Here is a 16119-nt window from a genome sequence, read left to right as displayed (position 1 = left end):
CCTGCGCATTCTGTCGTATTTTAGTAAATATTACGGCCATTTTTTACAAAAAACAAGGGTGTTGCGGTTAACCGGCGATCGGCGGCTCGGTTGATGATCCGGTTGGCGGCTAGAACGGTGGCCAGGTCCATTGTTAGAAATATTATTTTGAAACAAATATATCACATTGAAATATTATTTCTATATTTTATTGTTGGAAGGTAACCCCCATGCTATAATAGCCGCAAATGAAGGGCCGAGGCTATACGCGCACTCTTAACCGAATAGGGCCCGCAGGAGGAACGTCATGAGCAAGCTGAAAATCGCGATTATCGGGTCCGGCAGCACCTACACCCCGGAGCTGATCGAAGGCATCATCAAGCGCAAAGGCGTACTGCCCGTCAGCGAGCTCGTGCTGATGGACATCGACGAGCGAAAGCTGGACGTCGTCGGCAGTCTGTGCCGGCGCATGATCGAGGCCGAGAACCTGTCCTGCCGCGTCACGCTGACGCAGGATCTCGACGAGGCGCTGCGGGACGCCGACTTCGTGCTGGCGCAGATTCGCGTCGGCAAGCTGTCCGCCCGCGTGCTGGACGAGAAGATCCCGCTCAAGTACGGCCTGATCGGCCAGGAGACCTGCGGCATCGGCGGCTTCTTCAAGGCCATGCGCACGATCCCGGTCATGCTGCAGATCGCGGAGCGGATGCAGGCGCTGTGCCCGGACGCGTGGCTGATCAACTTCTCCAATCCGGCCGGCATCATCACCGAGGCGCTGCTGAAGCATACGAATATCAAGATGCTCGGCCTGTGCAACGTTCCCTACAATATGTACAAGAGCATCCGCGAGACGCTCGCGCTGCCGGACGCCAAGATGACTTATGTCGGCCTGAACCATCTCAGCTGGATCACCGCGATCGAGCAAGACGGCAAGGACTATCTGAAGACGGCGCTCGAGCTCGGGCTCAACAGCGAGGCGATGAAGAACATCCCGTCGAGCGGCTTCAGCCGCGAGCTGGTGAACATGGTCGGCGCGATCCCTTCCTCCTACCTGGAATACTACTACTTCAAGGAAAAGAAGCTGAAGCTGCTCAAGGAGAGCGAGTTGACGCGCGGCGAAAAGTGCATCGGCATCGAGGCGGAGCTGCTGGGCATCTACGCCGACGCCGAGCTGCACGTGAAGCCGGAGCTGCTCTCCTCGCGCGGCGGCGCCAACTACTCGGAGGTGGCGATCAGCCTCGTGGACGCGATCTGGAACGATAAGCGCGAGGTGCACGTGGTGAACCTGCTCAACAAGGGCGCGCTCGGGTTCATGGAGGACGACGACGCCGTCGAGACGTCCGCGGTCATCGGCAAGGACGGCGCCGTGCCGATACCGGTGCCGGGCTTCGCGAATCGTCATATCATCGACTACATGCGGATGGTGAAGGCCTACGAGCGTGAGACGGTGGCGGCGGCGGTGAGCGGCAGCGAGGACGCGGCGATGCGCGCGCTGCTGATGAATCCGCTGGTGGGCGACTACAACACCGCGTTGGCCTGCTTCGGCGAGCTGAGGGAAGCGCACAAGGCGTATTTGCCGCAGTTTGCCTGAGGCTGCGCTGGCGGAGGATTGAGGCGGCGGAGTGGCGCGGAGCCTGGGCCGGCGGAGGTTGGGCGGCGGAGTGGTGCGCGGAGCCTGGGTTGGGTGCAATAGCGGAACTGCTATTGCGCCGCGGCGGGCCGGGTTGGGTGCGATAGCGGAACTTTTTTCCGCTATTGCGCCGCGGCGGGCCGATGGGCTGCGATAGCGGAACTTTTTTCCGCTATTGCGCCGCAGCGGGCCGGTTGGGCTGCGATAGCGGAACTTTTTTCCGCTATTGCGCCGCAGCGGGCCGGTTGGGCTGCGATAGCGGAACTTTTTTCCGCTATTGCGCCGCGGCGGGCCGGGTTGGGCTGCGATAGCGGAACTTTTTTCCGCTATATCGCTCCTGCCAAATAGAAGGTTAGTTGAATGACTGAACGAGAAGCGAGCGTGATACCCATGTACGGTGCGGAACCGGGGACCGGCTACGTGATCGGCGTCGATGGCGGCAATAGCAAGACGGACTACTTTCTGTTCGACGGCCGCGGCGGGTTCGTTAATCATATTAATGCCGGCACGTGCAGCCATGAGCGGTTCGCGAATGGTTATGCGGGCGCCTACCTCGAGATGGAGGCGCGCATCGGCGAGCTGCTCGAGCCGTGCGGCGTGACGGTGCAGGAGGTCGAGGCCGCGGCCTTCGGGCTGGCCGGCTGCGATCTGCCTTCGCAGAAGGAGGAGCTCAGCCGAATCGTCGACCGGATCGGGCTGAAGCGTTTCGCCGTAGACAACGATTCGTTCCTCGGCATCAAGGCGGGCACGGACCGCGGCTACGGCATCTGCTCCGTGAACGGCTCGGGCGCGGTCACGGGCGGCATCTCGCCCAGCGGCATGCGGCTGCAGGTCGGCGGCATCGGCAGCGAGCTGGCCGGCGATGAGGGCGGCGGCTATTACCTCGGTCGCAAGATCGTGCGTGCGGTCTACGACGCCTTCTACCGGATGGGCCCGCCGACCGCGATGGCGGATCCGGTCATGGAGCTGCTCGGCGCGCCTTCGCGCGAGCGCTTCATGGCGTACGCGGCCGAGGGCGCGTACAAGCGCACGCTCCCCAATACGGAGCTGATGCGCGTCCTGTTCGCTGCTGCCGATGCAGGAGACGCGGCGGCCCGCTCCATTCTGGAGCACTCGGCCAGGCAAATGGCGCTCTCGACGGCCGGATGTATCGATAATCTCGACTTCCCCGCGGACGAAGAGATCGAGATCGTGATGTCCGGCTCCGTCTGGATCAAGGCGGAGAGTCCGCTCATGATGCAGCGATACATGCAACATGTCGGTGAGCTGACCCGCCGTCGCTGCCGATTCATCCCGCTAACGGTTCCGCCCGCAACGGGCGCCCTACTCTGGGCGCTGGAGCTGGCGCATGGCAGGCCGGTGGACGGGGTTACGCGCAGAAAGGTACTGCAAGGCGTGGATAAAAGACTCCAATCATGATGGACGTCGGTTACGAGACCCCATAGTCGGCCCCACACAAAAAGGATGAAGCGGATCAACCCCGCTTCATCCTTTTTTCAACGCAATAAACCTTCTCAACCCTTCATCGTGCTGAGCCAATTGACGAGCGTGTTGATCTGATCGTCCGACAGCGTGCCCTTGAACGCGGGCATGCCGCCGCCGCCGTTGTGAATGCGCGACGAGATCTCGTCCGTAGACAGGCGCGCGCCGACATTCGTCAGGTTAGGACCGACGCCGCCGCTCAGATCCGCGGCATGGCAGGTGATGCATTGCGCCTTGTAGATCGTCTCCGCCCCTTCGCCGGACGTCGTCGTCGTGCCTCCCGGCGAGGCCGGGGCTTCGCTCGACGGAGGCGTAGAGGACGCATTGTTATTGTCGTTGCCGCCGCATGCGACCGTGAGGATCGCCAGCAGTGCAGCCGTCGCCGCTAGTGCCATCCATTTTTTCATGATGCATGACCTCCTTGTCTGTTTCTACCTTATCTTCTCCCTTTATACGGAAGGCATGCATGGACTTCACCTTATGGAGCCGCGACATGGAGCCGCGACACGGAGCCGCGACACGGAGCCGCGACACGGAGCCGCGACGCCTTTGCGTTCAAGCGCGCGGAATAGCCTCGGACGGATTGGACACGATAAGGACGAAGCTATGCAATTTCTGGCAAACGGCGGTGAAGGCGATTGAGTGCGAATCAAGAATGGATCGGCCATCTGACCGAGCTGCGCAAGCGGCTCATCGTCACGGGCATCTGGTTCGTCGCATCGATGGGCGCGGGGCTGTACCTCTCCCCCTCCGTCCTCCTGCTGCTCAAGTCCCGGGCGGCGGCGGGCGCGCCCATCGACTGGCACGTGTTCTCGTTCACGGACGGATTGTTCGTCTACCTGCGGTGCGCCTTCCTGCTGGCGGCGCTGCTGACGCTCCCGCTCGCGATGTACCACGCCTGGGCTTTCGTGCGGCCGGGACTTACCTCGCGGGAAGCGCGGGGCACGTTCGGCTTCGTGCCGGCTTCGTTCCTGCTATTCCTCGGCGGCCTCTCGTTCGGGTATTTTCTCGTGTTTCCCATGATGTTGCGGTTCATGCAATCGATGAACGAGAGCGTGGGGGCCGTTGAAATGTACGGGATCGAGCGTTATTTCGCGTTTCTGTTCGGCGTGTTGCTCCCGCTCGGGATCGCGTTCGAGATGCCGCTGGTCATGCTCTTCCTCACGAAGCTCGGCCTGCTGGACCCCGCGCGCATCAAGTTCGTCCGCAAGTACGCCTATGTCGGACTAGCGGTCGTCGGCTCGTGCATCTCGCCGCCGGACCTGTTCTCCCATCTGTCCGTCACCGTGCCGCTCCTGCTCCTGTTCGAGTGCAGCGCGCTCGTGGCCAACCGGCAGTTCCGCCTGCGCGCCTCGGCAGAACCCGCGCCGGGTTAACGGCGTTAACCCTAAGGCGGATTGACGGTTAACCCGCTTAAAAGGAGGTGAATCAACGATGTTCCACAATATCGGCATCTCCGGGCTGCTGATCATCTTCGCCATCGCGCTGATCGTCTTCGGTCCGGCCAAGCTCCCCCAGCTCGGCAAAGCCTTCGGGGAGACGCTCCGGGAATTCCGCAGCTCGACACGCGGCATCATCGAGGACGACAAGCACGAGCCCGCGGCCGAGCTGATCAAGGAGCGCAACCCGTCCTAACAGCCCTACGGTCAGGTCCGAGCGGGCAAGACAAAAATCCCTTTCCCACACGGCGCCTAGCCGCAGGGGAAGGGATTTTGCTTTGGAGGTTGCCGAGACCCGTTACGTCTTTACGTCTCCCGCCTCAGCTTCTTTACGATCGGCCCATAGTCGTATAAATTAGGCGTTTTGAACGCGAGCTTGCGCGTGCCCCGATCGAACGTAAAAACAAAATATTCACCCTCCTCCGCATAGTCGCGGGATATGGAATCGAGCGGAATCGTCGCGACGCTCTCCGCGTCCGCATCCCGCTGGAACATCGATTGACGCACGATCTGAAGCGTATCGGCCCCCATGCGAAACGCGCCTTTCACTTTCAGATCGTCCAGCAAGATCGTCAGCCCCTTGAACTGCTCCGCGGGCTTAGGGAAGGCGGCTTCATCCGCGCCGCCAGCTGCCCCGATCCCCCGTTCTCCCTGGGCGATCGCCCGGCTCACGCCGGCCCGCTCAGCCTCCAAAGGCGCGGCTGCGGATCGGTCCAGCAGTCTCTGCAGCAGGTGGATCACTTCCGACAGGCCGATGAACAAGACCCCTGTCGCTACCGCCGGGAGCCACCAATACAGCGCGATCTCGATCGAGAAATTGTCGTACACGTCGATTGCCAGCGAGATTCCCGTGATGAAGCCGACTGCGATAATGATAATGCCCATGACCATAACGCCCGTCGATATCGTATTTCTCACAACGCCGCCCCCAGCCTAAGCTTTTATTTCCACAATATAACATCGGACTAGAATCGGTAAAGGATTTCAATCCATCGAATCATCCGCGCCGAGAAAACCAACGCAGCAAAAAGCCCCTGCTTCCCGAGCAGGGACTTCCGCGTTCCCGGATGAGGCTTGCCATAGACCGTCTAAACCAGCATGCCGCCCTTTTGCCGGTACTTGATGATCCCTTCGGCCGTCCTGTAAGCCAACGCGCCGACGGTGCCGGTCGGGTTGTAGCCCGAGTTGTGCGGGAAGGCGCTGGCGCCGACGACGAACACGTTCTCCGCGTCCCACATCTGCGCGTACGTATTGACCGCGGACGTGTCCGGCGAAGCGCCCATGACGACGCCGCCGGTATTATGCGTCGACTGGTACATGGTGATCTCATACGGCCCGAGGCTCTTGAGCTGGTCGATATGGTTCGCGCCCATCTCCTTCATGATATCCGCGCACCGGTTCGACACGTACATCGCGAGCTGGCGGTCCTGCTCCTCGAAGTCGAACGTCAGCCGCACGAGCGGATCGCCATATGCATCCTTGTATGTAGGATCCAGGTCGAGGAAGTGATGCTGGAAGGGCATCGACGAGCCCTGCCCGCCCACGGACAGGAATCGGTTCGCGTACTTGACCGAGTTGGCCTTGAACTCCGCCCCCCAGCTCGCGGTACCGCCGGGCACCGGATTGTTCGCGATCGGGCGCATGCCGGTCTGGCTGAGGCTGATCGCAGCGCCGTGAATGAACTTCAGGTCCGAGTGGTCGAAGTTGTCCCCGTTGTAATCGTCGAGCGTCACGCCAAGCGCGCCCGCCCCCGCGAACATGTTGAACTCCTTATCCTCGAAAAAGCCTGCCGCGTTGCCCTTGGTCACCTGATACGCGTAGTTGCGGCCGATCACGCCGGTCCCGCTCGCGGGGTCGTACGGCTTGCCGAGCCCGGACATTAGAAGCAGCTTGACGTTGTTGAATACGTAGCTGGTCACGACGACGATGTCCGCCGGCTGGATGAGCTCCTCGCCCGTCGTCGAGTCCGTGTACATGACGCCGGTCGCCTTGCCGCCCTTGTGCAGGATGCGCCGCACGTTGGAGTGCGTGCGGATCTCGAACTTGCCGGTCTTGAGGGCGACGGGCAGGACGGTCACGACGGGATCGGCCTTGGCGCCGTATTCGCAGCCGAATCGCTCGCAGTAGGCGCAGTACTGGCAGGCGCCGCGGGAGATGCCGTCGGGATTCGTATAGTTCTGGGACAGGTTGGCCGACGGCATCATGTACGGATGAAGCTTGAGCTTGGACGCCGCTTCGTTGAACAGGCTCAGCGCCGGCGACTTCTTCATCGGAGGCGTCGGGTAATCCGCCGAGCGCTGGCCGCCGAGCGGGTTCGGCTCGCCGGAGATGCCGGTCAGCTTCTCGAACTTGTCGTAATAAGGCTCGAGCTCCTCGTAGGTGATGCCCCAGTCCTGAATCGTCATGCCCTCGGGAATCTTGCCTTTGCCGTAGCGCTCGATCGTCTTGGTGCGGATCTGGAAGTCGTACGGGAGAAAACGGTAGGTCTGCCCGTTCCAGTGGACGCCCGCTCCCCCGAGTCCCTCGCCCAGCAGGAACGAGCCGTACTGCCGCATCGGCAGCGCGCGGACCTTTTCCTGGCTGCGGAACGTCACCGTATCCTTGGACAGATCCTGCATCAGCTCGTAGCGAAGGGCATACCGCAGCTCGTCGTGGACCATGAAGTAATCTTCCGTCTTGCGCTCCTTGCCCCTCTCGAGGCCGACGACGTTCAAGCCGCTCTTCGTGAGCTCGGCGGCGATGATGCCGCCCGCCCAACCGACGCCGACGACGACGACGTCGGTCTTGGGCAGCGTTTTAGCCATAGGTGCTCTTGTCCTCCCCGCCCTAGTGGGCGCTTAGATGGTCTTGCAGGCTGCTCGGCGCGATGACCGCGAAGTCCTTGTCGATGACGTCGGTGTAGCTCATCTGGTTGCCCGGGTATGCGCGCATCCGCCAGCCGTTCATATCCGCGTTGCCCCCGTACAGCGGGTCGCTGTAGGCGCCTTCGAGCGTGCTGCTTCGCAGCATTTTGAAAAAGCCGCTCGCCGAGATCGTCGTCAGCTTCACTTCGTCCGACTCGAACGCCCTCAGCACCTCGTCCTGCTGCTCGGGCGCGAGCTCCGTGAAGCCCTTGGTATACTTCGTCTGGCTGTGATTCTCCATCTCGCGCAGTCCGATCTCGAACATCTCCCGCCGCTTGAGCCGGCCTTGATAGCCCTGTTCCTTCTCACCCGCGAAGAATGGAGGAGACATATACTCCCGCGAATTGAAGCCCCACTCGCCCGCCAGCTGATGGTCGATAAAAAACGGGACGCCCAGCGCGAGCGCGCCGGGACCCGCATCGTCCGCCGGGAAAATGCGCTCCGTGGCCGCCGACACGATGTTAAGCTGTTCCTGATTGAAAAACATGAGCGCGCGGTTGTAGTTTCTGGCCTCCGCAGCGCCTTCCCCGGGCGAAGCGCCGGGCGCGGTTTCCGTTTTCTTATCCCGCCGAATCAGGCTGCCGAGCGCTCCGCCCACGATCACGCCGCCGACGGCGTAGCCTGCCTGCACGAGGAACTTCCGCCGCGAAGGCTGCTCGACCTTCTGATTGTCCGATCCGCCCGTTTGATTCGGGTCAGCCATTCCATCACCTCCGTATTTAACGCTTCCGGATTTTCCAGCTTAGTTTTTTCCAAAATTAAGTCCTTATGCATTCCCGCCGATTGGCTATGCTAACTTCGACCAATCCAATATAAGGTGGAGATTCGCCATGGCAACCGCAAACGCAAAAAAGCGCCGGGCGCTCGCGATCGCCTGCGCGGCCAGCGTGCTGGCGCTGACTGCCTGCCAGAGCCATAATCTGCGCGAGCAATCGGCCAGACAGGCGGCCGACGCGCAGCAAGGCGCCGACGATATGCTGAAGCTGAGATCCGTGCAGCCGCCGCAGGTGGCCGGGCAGCCGGATCCGGCCGTCATTCCGAGCGTCGGCTGGGACAAGACCAGGACGACCAACCAGCACGGCGCGACCGGATACGGCATGGGCAGCGGCGTGCTGAGCCGGATCGGCAGCTCGGGCCTGCGCGGCCAGGGCGTATCCTCGGACCTCGAGGCCGAGCTCACCGGCGCGGGGATCGTCGGCGTGCGCGTCTTCGTCGCTGACGATACGATCATTCTCGCGGCAAACGAACGCGGCCCTACGGACGGCACATCGGATCCCCTGCAGCGCAAGCTGCTGAGCAACACGGCGGGCTCGTCCGGCAAAGGGCCCGAACCGGGCCCGCATGGCGGCTTCGGAATCAGCACCATCGACACGGAAGCGCTGGACACGCTGACTACTGCCGAGCAATGGCTGAAGAAAAGCGGGTTCGGCGAGCGTATCGTTACCGTGGCGAGCCCGGAGGCCGTCGCGACGATCGACCGCCTGCGGGCGCAGGAGGCGAACGGCGCCTCCGGCAGCCGCGATGAGGACATCGCGAAGCTGATGCGGATGGCTGCCGCGTCGAAGGACGGGAAGTAGTAAGTTGGTTGATCATGAACAGAACAGAAAAAGCGGCATCTCCGAGTTCAGGGAGTGCCGCTTTTTTATTCCTTGCATTCCGTCATAGCTTACTGGATGAGATTCCTCAGCGCTGATCGCATGTATTGGAGGAGAAATCATGGTACAACAAACATAAACGAATGATATAGCCCTAGGAGAATGTAAACATGTCCGCCAACAAACCCATCTTGATCGAAAATTACAACATTAAATGGCCGGTCCTTTTTGAGGAGCTTGCCTTCATACTAAGAAATGGCTTAGGGAACTTAATTATGGATATCGAGCATGTCAGAAGCACGTCCGTTCCAGGCCTTGCAGCAAAACCAATCATAGATTTAGACATCGTGGTGGATTCCATGACCTCGCTCCCCGAAATTACAGCTAGGCTAAGAGATCTGGGCTATTACGCCGAGGGGAATTTAGGAGTCGAAGGTAGAGAGGCTTTCGGTAGAATGGACGAGCGCGTCCCTTACAACCAAGAAAATAAACCGATGGCGGAACACCATCTGTACGTTTGCGATCGGAAGAGTGAAGCATATAGAAACCATATCGCTTTTCGAAATGCGTTAAGACAGGATCGCCATCTCGCCGATCAATATTCCCTGCTTAAAAGAGAGCTGGCAGTGGTTCATATGGACAATCGACAAGCCTATACCGAGGGGAAAACGCAGTTTGTAAACAAGGTGATTAATGGCTGATGCTAAGTTTTTAGTGCGGCAATACGCGACGAAATGGTGCAGGCATGCGTGCTGATGCGGCTTCCGTCAGCGTTTCTTTGCGTTGATAAGAGCTTTTGCGAAGAAGTGACATCCGTCCGCGTTACTTTGTGGTGATATGAGGCTATTGCGAAGAAGTGACACCCGTCAGCGTTACTTTACGTTGATATCGAGGCAATCGCGTTGATGTGGCTTCCGCCAGCGTTACTTTTCGTTGATATCGAGGCCATCACGTTGATGTGGCTACCGTCAGCGTTACTTTGCGTTGATACGAGGCTTTTGCGAAGAAGTGACACCCGTCAGCGTTACTTTGCCGTGAAATAAGGCTATTGCGAAGAAGTGACATCCGTCAGCGCTACTTTGCGCGCTTTACTTTGCGGCGTCGCATTGTTAACAAGGCTAATCATTCCCGACTTCCTTCTGCGCGGCGCTGTCCGTCAACACCTCGGCGCCCCAGAGGATGAGCAGCGGTAGGATGGCGAACGCTCGGAGCCACGTGTCGGCCACGCCTATGAGGGATAGGGATATCGGCAGGCAAGCAGCCGCCGAGGCGAGGATGAACGCGTGCGCCGCCGCATGCCGGCGCCGATGCAGCGTGTCCGCGAAGACGGCCGCGGCCCCCGCCGCCGCGCAAGCGTACATGAGGACAAGGCCGGGCCACCAGTCGGGCACCGCGAAGCAGCCATAGCAAGCCGACAATAGGAGCAGATATAATCCGCGCCTCCGTACAGTACCCGCCAAGCGGGAGAGCATGCTGCCCGGGACGTACGCCCCGGCGGCCAGCAGGAGCATGGCGATCAGCGCCGCGGTGACGCCGCCGTCGTCTGCGAGACTCTCCGTCGGCGCGCCAAGGGGAAGCAGCGTCAGCAGTGCGCCCAGGCAGAGGCCGCTTGCGGCTATGACGGCCGCAGCATCCGCCGCAATGCGCGTCTCGCGCGCCTTGAAGTGCATCGCGTTCCCTCCCCTTTTTCTTGAGACGGTCCTATAACTGCTTACCGCATGCGTCTACTTGCTCGCGAGCAACGCCTCGTACTGCCCGGCGTCCATCAGTCCGCCTACCGCCTCCGCGGGGTCGCCTTCCACCTCGACTTCGATGATCCAGCCCTCGCCGTACGGATCGGCGTTGACCTTCTCGGGCGCCGTCAGGAGTTCGTCGTTCACGCGGACGACCTTGCCGTCGACCGGGCTGAACAGGTCCGACACCGTCTTGACCGATTCGATCGTCCCCATAGGCTGGTTCGCCGCCAGCGCGTCGCCGACGCCCGGCAGCTCGACGAAGACGATGTCGCCCAGCAGGCTTTGCGCATAATCTGTAATGCCGACCCGGATGACGCCCCCTGTCGCTTGCGCCCATTCGTGCTCTTCGGTATAGCCCAGTCCCGCCTTAATCTCGCTCATCTTCGCCATCCCTCTCGTCTATGGTCGCGCCGCTGCCCGCCGATCGGCAAAAAAGGACAGAGCAACGGCATGCTGCCGTATACTCTGTCCCGGGTACCTGAGAGATTAGACGGAATTGCCGTTCCGCCCTTACCCCTTTGGTGGCTGTTCGCACTCTCCAGAGGCGCGTCGGATGGCGGTACTTTTACCTGAGAGTTTGATCCGTCGGCCGGCCGGCCCAGGACTTGCTCCTTCGGTGCCGCGCCAGCGAGGCGTCGGTCTCTCCCTACCATCTTCATCCGCAATTATAAGATTTGACACGGATAGCTTAATTCAAGCAAGCCTTTTATGTCAATATACCTTACGCACTGTTACAAATTTCGACATAATGTGATGTTTTAGAATCTATAGTTGACATGGCTTGCGGGGCTGGGTTATTAATAAAGTATTCACGGCTCAAATTGAATATGCGGATGATGGCAACGGGAGAGATCGCCCCGCAATCCGGGCGGCGCCGAAGGAGTAACCCCCTAGCAGGGAGAATCTCTCAGGCAAAAGGACCTTTGCCGGACGCGACTCTGGAGAGAACGCGGAGGGAACGGAAGACAGCAAGGACGCATCCCTCGCGTCACCCACGGGGCAATCCGACGGCCGAAGCGCCGGCGGTTCAACTCTCAGGTACAAGGGACAGAGGCAGACAAGAGACGCGCCAGCCTACCGGCTGCGGACGACGGATCTATTTGCCTTTGTCCCTTTTTTTGCCGTCCGGCGAGGCGCGCGGAAGACGGCGACACCGCCATATCGGAGGAGCGTGCCAAAATGAGCGATGAATTAAAAAGAACGCCGCTGTATCCGCTCTACGAAAGTCTGCCCGGCGTCCGCCTCGTCGACTTCGGGGGATGGGAGCTCCCCGTGCAATTCGCGGGCATCCAACGCGAGCACGAGGCGGTCCGGACGCGCGCAGGCCTGTTCGACGTCTCGCACATGGGCGAGTTCATGGTTTCCGGGCCGTTCGCCGAGGCGTTCCTGCAGCGGATCACGACGAACGATGTCTCGAAGCTGGCCGACGGACAGGCGCAGTATACGCTGATGTGCGACGCATCTGGCGGCGTCGTGGACGATCTGCTCGTCTACCGCCTGACCGCCGGCATGTACATGACCGTCGTCAACGCATCCAATATCGCCAAAGACTACGATTGGATGCGCGAGCACCTGCTCGACGACACGGTCGTCGCCGATGTCTCGGGCGAGACCGCGCTGCTCGCGCTACAAGGGCCGAGCGTGGCCGCCATCCTCGACGCGGCCGCGGGAACCGCGCTTGCCGGGCGGCTGGCGCCCTTTCACTTCCTGGCCGACGTCCCGCTGGGCGGCGCGTCCTGTCTCGTCTCCCGTACCGGGTACACCGGGGAGGACGGCTTCGAGCTCTACGCCCCGGCCGCCCAAGCGCCTGCTTTATGGCGGCTGCTGCTCGAAGCCGGCGCGCCGTTCGGCCTCGAGCCCGCGGGTCTCGGCGCCCGCGACACGCTTCGCTTCGAGGCGCGGCTGCCGCTGTACGGCCAGGAGCTGTCGGCCGGCATCACGCCGCTCGAAGCCGGCCTCGGCTACTTCGTCAAGCTGGACAAAGGCGACTTCATCGGCCGCGACGCGCTGCTCGCGCAGAAGTCGGCCGGCGTGCCGCGCAAGCTGGTCGGCATCGAGACGCTCGATCGCGGCATCCCGCGTCACGGCTACGCGGTCTACGACGGCGATAGGCAGATCGGCAAGGTGACGTCCGGCACCCAGTCGCCCACGCTGAAGCGCAGTCTCGGCCTTGCGCTTGTCGAGGCCGACTATGCGAAGCCGGACACGGCGTTCGACTTGGACATCCGCGGCAAGCGCGTGCGCGCCAAGGTCGTGCCGACCCCCTTTTACAAGAGACGCCCCCCGGATCGGACATAATCCATCCCTATCCCAACCCGCAGAGGAGTGAACAAGATGACTTATACGCATCGCTATCTGCCGCTGACGGAGCAGGACCGCGAGGAGATGCTGGAGACGATCGGCGTCGCGTCCGTCGAGGATCTGTTCTCGGACATTCCGCAGCAGGTGCGCTATCAGGGCACGCTGCCCCTGTCCGGACCGCTGGACGAGATGTCGCTGCTGACCCATATGAGGGAGCTGGCCGACCGCAACGCGGACACGGATCGCTATGTCAGCTTCCTCGGCGCCGGCATCTACGACCACCACGTACCCGTCGTCATCAACCACATGATCTCCAGATCCGAGTTTTACACGGCCTATACGCCCTACCAGCCCGAGATCAGCCAGGGCGAGCTGCAGGCGATCTTCGAGTTCCAATCCTACATCTGCGAGCTCACCGGCATGGCCGTCGCCAACGCCAGCATGTACGACGGCGCGACCGCGCTCGCCGAAGCAGGATCGCTGGCTGCCGGCGCGACGAAGCGCAGGCAGCTCGTCGTCTCGCGCGCCGTACATCCGGAGTCGCGCGAGATGCTGCGCACGATGGCGCGCGGCGCCGATCTGGAGATCGTCGAGATCGGCTATGCGGACGGCGCGACGGACCTGGATCGGCTCCGCGATGCCGTCTCGCCGGGGACGGCGGCGGTGCTCTTGCAGTCGCCGAACTTTTTCGGCTGCGTCGAGGACCTGGCGCAGGCGGCGCACATCGCGCACGGCGCCGGCGCCCTGCTGGTCGCCAGCGCGAACCCGCTGTCGCTGGGCCTGCTCGAGGCGCCCGGCAAGCTCGGCGCCGACATCGTCGTCGGCGACGCGCAGCCGCTCGGCATATCCGCTTCGCTGGGCGGGCCGACATGCGGCTTCTTCGCGGTCGCCGAGCCGCTCATGCGGCGCATGCCCGGACGGATCGTCGGGCAGACCAAGGACATCGACGGCAAGCGCGGCTTCGTGCTGACGCTGCAGGCGCGGGAGCAGCATATCCGGCGCGAGAAGGCGACCTCCAACATCTGCTCCAACCAGGCGCTGCTCGCGCTCAGCGCGTCGATCTACCTGTCCGTTATGGGCAAGACGGGCTTCCGGGAGACCGCCGACCTCAATCTCCAGAAGGCGCATTACGCCGCGGGCCGGTTGACCGAAGCCGAAGGTTGGGAGCTCGCTTTCTCCGCGCCCTTTTTCAACGAATTCGTCCTCAGACTGCCGGATGGCACGACGGCCCAGGAACTGAACGGCAAGCTGCTCGCGGAGGGCTTCCTCGGCGGCTACGATCTCGGCGGCGCCTATCCCGAGCTCGCGGGGCATATGCTCGTCGCCGTCACCGAGAAGCGAACGAAGGAACAGATCGACCGGTTCGCCCAACGATTGGAGGCATGCACCCGATGACGACGATCAAGGAAAAAGCGCTGATCTTCGAGCTAAGCAAGCCCGGACGGGTCGCCTGTTCGCTGCCCGCCTGCGACGTCCCCCGGCGCGATCCCGCGGACCTGGTCCCCTCCGCCATGCTGCGCGAGGCGCCCGCCGCGCTGCCCGAGGTCTACGAGGTGGACGTCGTCCGCCACTATACCGAGCTGTCCCGGCGCAACTTCGGCGTGGACAACGGCTTTTACCCGCTCGGCTCCTGCACGATGAAGTACAATCCCAAGATCAACGAGGACACCGCCCGCTTCGCAGGCTTCGCCAAGATCCATCCCTATCAGCCGGAGGACAGCATCCAAGGCGCGCTGGCGCTCATGCACACGCTGCAAAGCGATCTGGCCGCGCTGACCGGCATGGACCAGGTGACGCTGCAGCCGGCAGCCGGCGCCCACGGCGAATGGACCGGACTCATGATGATCCGGGCCTATCACGAGGCGCGCGGCGAGAAGCGAACCAAGGTCATCGTGCCGGACTCCTCGCACGGCACCAATCCGGCCAGCGCGACGCTCGCCGGGCTCGAGACGGTGACGATCGCATCGAACGCGGAGGGCATGGTCGATCTGGACGCGCTGCGCGCCGCCGTCGGCGCCGATACCGCCGCGCTCATGCTGACCAATCCGAGCACGCTCGGCCTGTTCGAGCGGCAGATCGTCGAGATCGCCGCCATCGTGCACGAGGCGGGCGGCCTCCTCTACTACGACGGGGCCAACTCCAACGCGATCATGGGCATCGCGCGGCCCGGCGACATGGGCTTCGACGTCGTGCATCTCAATCTGCACAAGACGATGAGCACGCCGCATGGCGGCGGCGGTCCCGGCGCCGGCCCCGTCGGCGTGAAGCGCCTGCTGATTCCTTACCTGCCGAAGCCTGTCGTCGGCCGCCGGGAGGACGGCACTTACTTCTTCGACTACGACCGCCCGTCGTCCATCGGCAGGGTCAAAGCCTTTTACGGCAACTTCGGCATCCTCGTCCGCGCCTACACGTACATCCGCAGCTACGGGCCCGAGGGGCTCCGCGCGGTCTCGGAGAATGCCGTGCTGAACGCCAACTATATGATGCACCGTCTGGCGCCGCACTTCGAGCTCCCTTATCCAGGCGTCTGCAAGCACGAGTTCGTCATGTCCGGCCGCGGCCTGAAGGCGTACGGCGTACGGACGCTCGACGTGGCGAAGCGGCTGCTGGACTTCGGCTACCACCCGCCGACCATCTACTTCCCGCTTAACGTGGAGGAGTGCATCATGATCGAGCCGACGGAGACGGAGAGCAAGGAGACGATGGACGGCTTCATCGACACGATGATCCGGATCGCCGAGGAGGCCCGGACGAATCCGGAACTGGTCCTGAACGCCCCGTACGACACCGTCGTGCGGCGCATGGACGAGACGCAGGCGGCGCGCAAGCCCGTGCTGAACTGCGCCTGCAGCTGAGAGACCGCGCCGGGCATCGATTGTTTCCGGTTGAGACTGTTTTGACAAGGAGAGTAGCGTCGAAGCACGATTTGTTTCTCGTTGAGACTTCTTCGGCAAGGGGAGCCGCGTCGAAGCACGATTTGTCTCTCGTTGAGACTTCTTTGGCAAGGGGAGCCGCGTCGAAGCACGATTTGTTTCCTGTTGAGACTTCTTCGGCAAG

Annotated in this window: 15 protein-coding genes and 3 riboswitches; of the genes, 9 read left to right on the top strand and 6 right to left on the bottom strand. The window is 62.1% G+C overall.

The window, feature by feature from the left end; all coding sequences use genetic code 11:
* Nucleotides 1–286 precede the first annotated feature (286 nt).
* Both PQG80_RS12495 and PQG80_RS12490 read left to right on the top strand, forming a co-directional pair.
* Nucleotides 287–1567, top strand: a complete 1281-nt coding sequence (locus PQG80_RS12495) for a 6-phospho-beta-glucosidase (protein ID WP_271751678.1) — start codon at nucleotides 287–289, stop codon at nucleotides 1565–1567.
* A 399-nt stretch (nucleotides 1568–1966) separates the two neighbouring features.
* On the top strand, nucleotides 1967–3025 hold the full coding sequence (locus PQG80_RS12490) for an N-acetylglucosamine kinase (protein WP_271751676.1): 1059 nt from the start codon (nucleotides 1967–1969) through the stop codon (nucleotides 3023–3025).
* 95 nt (nucleotides 3026–3120) lie between these two features.
* Here the strand turns inward: PQG80_RS12490 and PQG80_RS12485 are convergent, their stop codons facing one another.
* Entirely contained in the window at nucleotides 3121–3495 is a 375-nt protein-coding gene (locus tag PQG80_RS12485) for a c-type cytochrome (RefSeq protein ID WP_271751674.1), read from the bottom strand.
* Nucleotides 3496–3726: 231 nt separating this feature from the next.
* Here PQG80_RS12485 and tatC point away from each other — a divergent pair, with 231 nt between their 5' ends.
* Nucleotides 3727–4464, top strand: a complete 738-nt coding sequence (tatC, locus tag PQG80_RS12480; RefSeq protein WP_271751673.1) for a twin-arginine translocase subunit TatC — start codon at nucleotides 3727–3729, stop codon at nucleotides 4462–4464.
* Nucleotides 4465–4522: 58 nt separating this feature from the next.
* Entirely contained in the window at nucleotides 4523–4723 is a 201-nt protein-coding gene (locus PQG80_RS12475) for a twin-arginine translocase TatA/TatE family subunit (protein WP_271751671.1), read from the top strand.
* 110 nt (nucleotides 4724–4833) lie between these two features.
* Here PQG80_RS12475 and PQG80_RS12470 read toward each other — a convergent pair whose 3' ends face one another.
* The 3 genes from PQG80_RS12470 to PQG80_RS12460 all read right to left on the bottom strand — a co-directional run bounded on the left by PQG80_RS12470 (nucleotide 4834) and on the right by PQG80_RS12460 (nucleotide 8133).
* Nucleotides 4834–5445, bottom strand: a complete 612-nt coding sequence (locus PQG80_RS12470) for a hypothetical protein (protein ID WP_271751670.1) — start codon at nucleotides 5443–5445, stop codon at nucleotides 4834–4836.
* A 170-nt stretch (nucleotides 5446–5615) separates the two neighbouring features.
* Entirely contained in the window at nucleotides 5616–7331 is a 1716-nt protein-coding gene (locus PQG80_RS12465; protein WP_271751669.1) for a GMC family oxidoreductase, read from the bottom strand.
* A 22-nt stretch (nucleotides 7332–7353) separates the two neighbouring features.
* Entirely contained in the window at nucleotides 7354–8133 is a 780-nt protein-coding gene (locus tag PQG80_RS12460) for a gluconate 2-dehydrogenase subunit 3 family protein (RefSeq protein ID WP_271751668.1), read from the bottom strand.
* Nucleotides 8134–8260: 127 nt separating this feature from the next.
* Between PQG80_RS12460 and PQG80_RS12455 the strand changes: the two genes are divergently transcribed.
* Together PQG80_RS12455 and PQG80_RS12450 are read left to right on the top strand one after the other, a co-directional pair.
* Nucleotides 8261–9007 (top strand): hypothetical protein, encoded by a 747-nt coding sequence (locus PQG80_RS12455; protein WP_271751667.1) that lies wholly within the window; start codon nucleotides 8261–8263, stop codon nucleotides 9005–9007.
* 188 nt (nucleotides 9008–9195) lie between these two features.
* Nucleotides 9196–9726 (top strand): GrpB family protein, encoded by a 531-nt coding sequence (locus PQG80_RS12450; RefSeq protein WP_271751666.1) that lies wholly within the window; start codon nucleotides 9196–9198, stop codon nucleotides 9724–9726.
* A 417-nt stretch (nucleotides 9727–10143) separates the two neighbouring features.
* On the opposite strand, the gene PQG80_RS12445 is transcribed toward PQG80_RS12450, so the two are convergent.
* On the bottom strand, nucleotides 10144–10695 hold the full coding sequence (locus PQG80_RS12445; RefSeq protein ID WP_271751665.1) for a hypothetical protein: 552 nt from the start codon (nucleotides 10693–10695) through the stop codon (nucleotides 10144–10146).
* Nucleotides 10696–10749: 54 nt separating this feature from the next.
* Nucleotides 10750–11142, bottom strand: a complete 393-nt coding sequence (gene gcvH, locus PQG80_RS12440) for a glycine cleavage system protein GcvH (protein WP_271751664.1) — start codon at nucleotides 11140–11142, stop codon at nucleotides 10750–10752.
* Nucleotides 11143–11224: 82 nt separating this feature from the next.
* Nucleotides 11225–11305: riboswitch (glycine riboswitch) on the bottom strand.
* Between the two features lie 3 nt (nucleotides 11306–11308).
* Nucleotides 11309–11420: riboswitch (glycine riboswitch) on the bottom strand.
* A 174-nt stretch (nucleotides 11421–11594) separates the two neighbouring features.
* A riboswitch (glycine riboswitch) is annotated at nucleotides 11595–11694 on the top strand.
* 246 nt (nucleotides 11695–11940) lie between these two features.
* Between gcvH and gcvT the strand changes: the two genes are divergently transcribed.
* From gcvT to gcvPB, 3 genes are read left to right on the top strand one after another with little or no spacing between them, the layout of a single operon-like run.
* Nucleotides 11941–13059, top strand: a complete 1119-nt coding sequence (gcvT, locus tag PQG80_RS12435) for a glycine cleavage system aminomethyltransferase GcvT (protein ID WP_271751663.1) — start codon at nucleotides 11941–11943, stop codon at nucleotides 13057–13059.
* Between the two features lie 36 nt (nucleotides 13060–13095).
* Nucleotides 13096–14457, top strand: coding sequence for an aminomethyl-transferring glycine dehydrogenase subunit GcvPA (gcvPA, locus tag PQG80_RS12430; RefSeq protein WP_271751662.1), 1362 nt, complete (start codon nucleotides 13096–13098; stop codon nucleotides 14455–14457).
* Entirely contained in the window at nucleotides 14454–15917 is a 1464-nt protein-coding gene (gcvPB, locus tag PQG80_RS12425; RefSeq protein WP_271751661.1) for an aminomethyl-transferring glycine dehydrogenase subunit GcvPB, read from the top strand. The genes gcvPA and gcvPB overlap by 4 nt, the downstream gene beginning before the upstream one ends.
* Nucleotides 15918–16119 lie beyond the last annotated feature (202 nt).

The organism is Cohnella rhizoplanae (genome assembly GCF_948329515.1).
Lineage (GTDB): Bacteria > Bacillota > Bacilli > Paenibacillales > Paenibacillaceae > Cohnella > Cohnella rhizoplanae.
Note: the sequence above shows the minus strand (reverse complement) of the source record. Positions and strands in the feature narration are given on the sequence as shown.

Bases quoted from the DNA above. Each gene is read 5' to 3' on its own strand.
- PQG80_RS12495 (WP_271751678.1), top strand. From the start codon at position 287: ATGAGCAAGCTGAAAATCGCGATTATCGGGTCCGGCAGCACCTACACC.
- PQG80_RS12490 (WP_271751676.1), top strand. From the start codon at position 1,967: ATGACTGAACGAGAAGCGAGCGTGATACCCATGTACGGTGCGGAACCG.
- PQG80_RS12485 (WP_271751674.1), bottom strand. From the start codon at position 3,495: ATGAAAAAATGGATGGCACTAGCGGCGACGGCTGCACTGCTGGCGATC.
- PQG80_RS12475 (WP_271751671.1), top strand. From the start codon at position 4,523: ATGTTCCACAATATCGGCATCTCCGGGCTGCTGATCATCTTCGCCATC.
- PQG80_RS12465 (WP_271751669.1), bottom strand. From the start codon at position 7,331: ATGGCTAAAACGCTGCCCAAGACCGACGTCGTCGTCGTCGGCGTCGGT.
- PQG80_RS12460 (WP_271751668.1), bottom strand. From the start codon at position 8,133: ATGGCTGACCCGAATCAAACGGGCGGATCGGACAATCAGAAGGTCGAG.
- PQG80_RS12455 (WP_271751667.1), top strand. From the start codon at position 8,261: ATGGCAACCGCAAACGCAAAAAAGCGCCGGGCGCTCGCGATCGCCTGC.
- PQG80_RS12450 (WP_271751666.1), top strand. From the start codon at position 9,196: ATGTCCGCCAACAAACCCATCTTGATCGAAAATTACAACATTAAATGG.
- PQG80_RS12445 (WP_271751665.1), bottom strand. From the start codon at position 10,695: ATGCACTTCAAGGCGCGCGAGACGCGCATTGCGGCGGATGCTGCGGCC.
- gcvH (WP_271751664.1), bottom strand. From the start codon at position 11,142: ATGAGCGAGATTAAGGCGGGACTGGGCTATACCGAAGAGCACGAATGG.
- gcvT (WP_271751663.1), top strand. From the start codon at position 11,941: ATGAGCGATGAATTAAAAAGAACGCCGCTGTATCCGCTCTACGAAAGT.
- gcvPA (WP_271751662.1), top strand. From the start codon at position 13,096: ATGACTTATACGCATCGCTATCTGCCGCTGACGGAGCAGGACCGCGAG.
- gcvPB (WP_271751661.1), top strand. From the start codon at position 14,454: ATGACGACGATCAAGGAAAAAGCGCTGATCTTCGAGCTAAGCAAGCCC.